The following is a 2922-nucleotide window of genomic DNA, read 5'->3' on the forward strand; positions in this document are numbered from 1 at the left end:
ATCCATATGGATGAGGAAGACAGATAAGTCAAATTAGCAAAAATGTAAAAAATCTCGAAAGCAGCTTGACAATGTGGCGACAATATAAATAATCGAATCAGGTGCCTAAGAAACACCTTAAATCGATAGCGGATAGATTGCCGACACAATCTCTTCTCCGCACATTAAAGACTTTGACTCATTATATGCTACATGCATATAATAGATTTGTCGGGTGTAGTTATGCTATAAAATACCCTTTATGGGGAAAGCGTAACGACGGACTATCGACCGTGTTTCTTAGCGCCCGGCATTCTTCTGGAATGTCAATAAGAAACCTCTAATCGATAGGAGTTCATTATGAACACACTCATAGAAATATCAGAACAGGTCATTGATGGTGATACTGTTCAGACAGTGAATGCACGTGAGTTACATGCATTTTTAGGAATTACATCAAAGTTTGCAGACTGGATTAAAAACCGCATTAAAGAATGTAAGTTTCGAGAAAATATAAACTTTATAACGCTTTCTAAAAATTTAGAAAAAGGTCGTCCAAGCATAGAATACCACATTACATTAGACATGGCTAAACATCTTTCGATGATAGAGCGTAATGACAAAGGACATGAAGCACGTCAATACTTTATCAAATGCGAACGGCTTTTGAAACAAGTAACAACACCACAAGTTGACTACTCCAAACCCGAAGCATTACTTGGTGTTTTAAATCACTTACAAAATCAAATCGAACAGAAGGATAACACCATTGCCGAATTAGCACCAAAAGCAGAAGCTTTGGAAGGCTTAAAGCATTCTGATGGTTTGTTTGGTCTTATTGAAGCAGCGAAAATGCTAGAGGTACGACCAAAGGACTTAACCGATTATTTGCGTCAAAACGATTGGGTTTATCGTCGTGCTCCAGGGGCGCCTCTGTTACCTTATCAGGACAAAATAAAGAAAGGATTTATGGATTGCCCTGCTATTACCATTCAAAGACCGGATGGTACAGAAAAGGTGCTGCCTTCAACGAAAATCACATCCAGAGGATTGGCATGTTTGAGAGAACAAATCTTTGGGAGTGTGCAATGAATACCAGTATCGATTTTTTGTGCGATTTATGGATGGCATTGTTTCAGTTTTCCAATCATCACAGCATTGGAGACGAGGATTGTACTGCCATAATTGAGATTATGGGCATGATGGAAAAAGCTTTAGTTTTTAAACTTCAAAATGAAGTGCCCAATTTTACAAAAATATTGGCAGTTCTTACAGATTTTGGCGATTCAGAATTTTCTACAGTTATATTGCCTTTATTGCGAGCTTACGAACCAGATTTAGAAACCCCCATTAAAAAGGTTGCTTAAGTACCTCCCTTCCCCATCTTTAAAGGTGGGGAAGGGTTACAATACACTAAAGTTACACGTGGGGAACTGGTTGTTCAAGAGGCTGTACAGCTAAACGAACCCCCATGGTACGCAGTAAAGCATTCAAGCTGCGGAACTCTGGATTGCCTTTTTCTGAAAGTGTACGGTAAAGTTGTGTTGGATTCAGGTTGGCTGCTTTAGCTACAGCTTGAACACCACCATAAGCTTTGGCCATTTGGCGTAGAGTTACAAGCAGCTCACCCTGATCACCATCTGCTAGGATTGCATCAAGAGTAGCTGCTGCCAACTCAGGGTCATCACGGAATATTTCTGCCATTGCATCATCATGGTTACGGTCTTTCATTTTTGCACTCCTTTAATCTTCACGGTTTTGCCAATCACGCCAGCAAGCACATGCGCGAGTGATATCAGTCTCTTGTGTTTTTTTTCTGCCACCGCATAATAGCAATAATACGGTCTTTCCAGATTAGACATAATAAACTCGGTAGCCAGGACCAACATTAATACGCAATTCATGAACACCATCACGAAGCGGCTTGAAATCGCCAAAGTTTCCCTGCTCTAAACGATTAAGGCAGCGAATAATTGCAATTTTAGCCTGCATATCACGGAGCTTTCGCAGCCAATCAGCTATCAAGTCTTTGCCGTCAGAAGTAAGGTAGTGACGTATCTCAAACATAATGTATATTCGTTTATAAACGAATATTTGTCAAGGGAGAAATTAAAAGTTGAGAAAAAATCTTCTTTTATTCCAATGAAAAAGCGACATGAAGCTTAACCAAGCTATCTTTCCGAAGAGAGAAGAAATCCAATTTTTATTTTACTATTCCTAAAAATACAGCCAAACAACGTTCAATCTCCAGCATTTCCTTTTCTTTAAGAGAGCCAAAAATAGAATTCATTTTATCACATCTTACCGTCATAATCTTATCAATCATTACTTGCGAAGGTTTTTGTAAGCCATTTTTGGTGTTTGGCTGAATCGTAATGCGGAGTAATGGCGCATCAACAAGTGTACTTGTAATTGGTAAAACCGTCATGCTGGTATGTTCACTAAATTGATTAGCTTGAATGATCAATGCGGGTCTTGGTTTACCAAAATCGCCTTGCATCGCTATTGTTACGAGAGATCCACGCATTATTCTGTCCAGCCATCAACATCCATTAAAGATTGATCCATAAATAACTGCATAGATGTATCAGCTTTATCCATTTTTGCCACTAAGCGACACTGACGGCGGCACTCTTCTGCAAAATTTGGCTGGCGTGTATCTGGAACCCAAATCTGTATTAAGCGCAAACCTGCTTTTCTTTGCGCATTGCGATGTTTTTGAACCCGTTCATTAACGTGCATTGTACCCATAATAAAATCTCCATTATGTTTCATGTAACGTATAACACAGAAGAAGGTTACATGAAACGAGATTTTAATAAAACGTAATAATCACAATTTTTAAGATGTCACTCAGTCTCACTTTATGCGGAGCTTTTTTTATGGAGAATCATATGCGAAAAATATCATCAGAAGGACTAGCACTTATCAAACAATGGGAAG

The 2922-nt window shown here is 38.9% G+C and carries 5 protein-coding genes and 1 pseudogene; 2 read left to right on the forward strand and 4 right to left on the reverse strand.

Annotated elements, in window-relative coordinates; genetic code table 11:
* The first annotated feature begins 339 nt into the window (after positions 1-339).
* Both ACFIJ0_RS07260 and ACFIJ0_RS07265 read left to right on the forward strand, forming a co-directional pair.
* The gene (locus ACFIJ0_RS07260; protein WP_375622787.1) at positions 340-1071 is read left to right on the forward strand and encodes an antA/AntB antirepressor family protein; all 732 of its coding nucleotides are present in this window, start codon (positions 340-342) and stop codon (positions 1069-1071) included.
* A complete protein-coding gene (locus ACFIJ0_RS07265) occupies positions 1068-1346 on the forward strand; it encodes a hypothetical protein (protein WP_375622785.1) in 279 nt (92 codons plus the stop codon). Before ACFIJ0_RS07260 ends, ACFIJ0_RS07265 begins: the two co-directional genes overlap by 4 nt.
* Positions 1347-1398: 52 nt before the next feature.
* Here ACFIJ0_RS07265 and ACFIJ0_RS07270 read toward each other — a convergent pair whose 3' ends face one another.
* The 4 genes and pseudogenes from ACFIJ0_RS07270 to ACFIJ0_RS07285 all read right to left on the reverse strand — a co-directional run bounded on the left by ACFIJ0_RS07270 (position 1399) and on the right by ACFIJ0_RS07285 (position 2730).
* Positions 1399-1710 (reverse strand): DNA-binding protein, encoded by a 312-nt coding sequence (locus ACFIJ0_RS07270; RefSeq protein WP_375622783.1) that lies wholly within the window; start codon positions 1708-1710, stop codon positions 1399-1401.
* A 12-nt stretch (positions 1711-1722) separates the two neighbouring features.
* Positions 1723-2046 (reverse strand): annotated as a pseudogene (locus tag ACFIJ0_RS07275) (type II toxin-antitoxin system RelE/ParE family toxin).
* Between the two features lie 136 nt (positions 2047-2182).
* Positions 2183-2506 carry a type II toxin-antitoxin system PemK/MazF family toxin gene (locus ACFIJ0_RS07280; RefSeq protein ID WP_375622781.1) on the reverse strand — a complete coding sequence of 108 codons (324 nt, stop codon included), beginning with the start codon at positions 2504-2506 and terminating at the stop codon, positions 2183-2185.
* Positions 2506-2730, reverse strand: coding sequence for an antitoxin MazE family protein (locus ACFIJ0_RS07285; RefSeq protein WP_375622779.1), 225 nt, complete (start codon positions 2728-2730; stop codon positions 2506-2508). The genes ACFIJ0_RS07280 and ACFIJ0_RS07285 overlap by 1 nt, the downstream gene beginning before the upstream one ends.
* Positions 2731-2922 lie beyond the last annotated feature (192 nt).

The sequence above is a fragment of the Bartonella sp. OC68QHHN genome (assembly GCF_042193875.1).
Classification (GTDB): Bacteria; Pseudomonadota; Alphaproteobacteria; order Rhizobiales; family Rhizobiaceae; genus Bartonella; species Bartonella grahamii_A.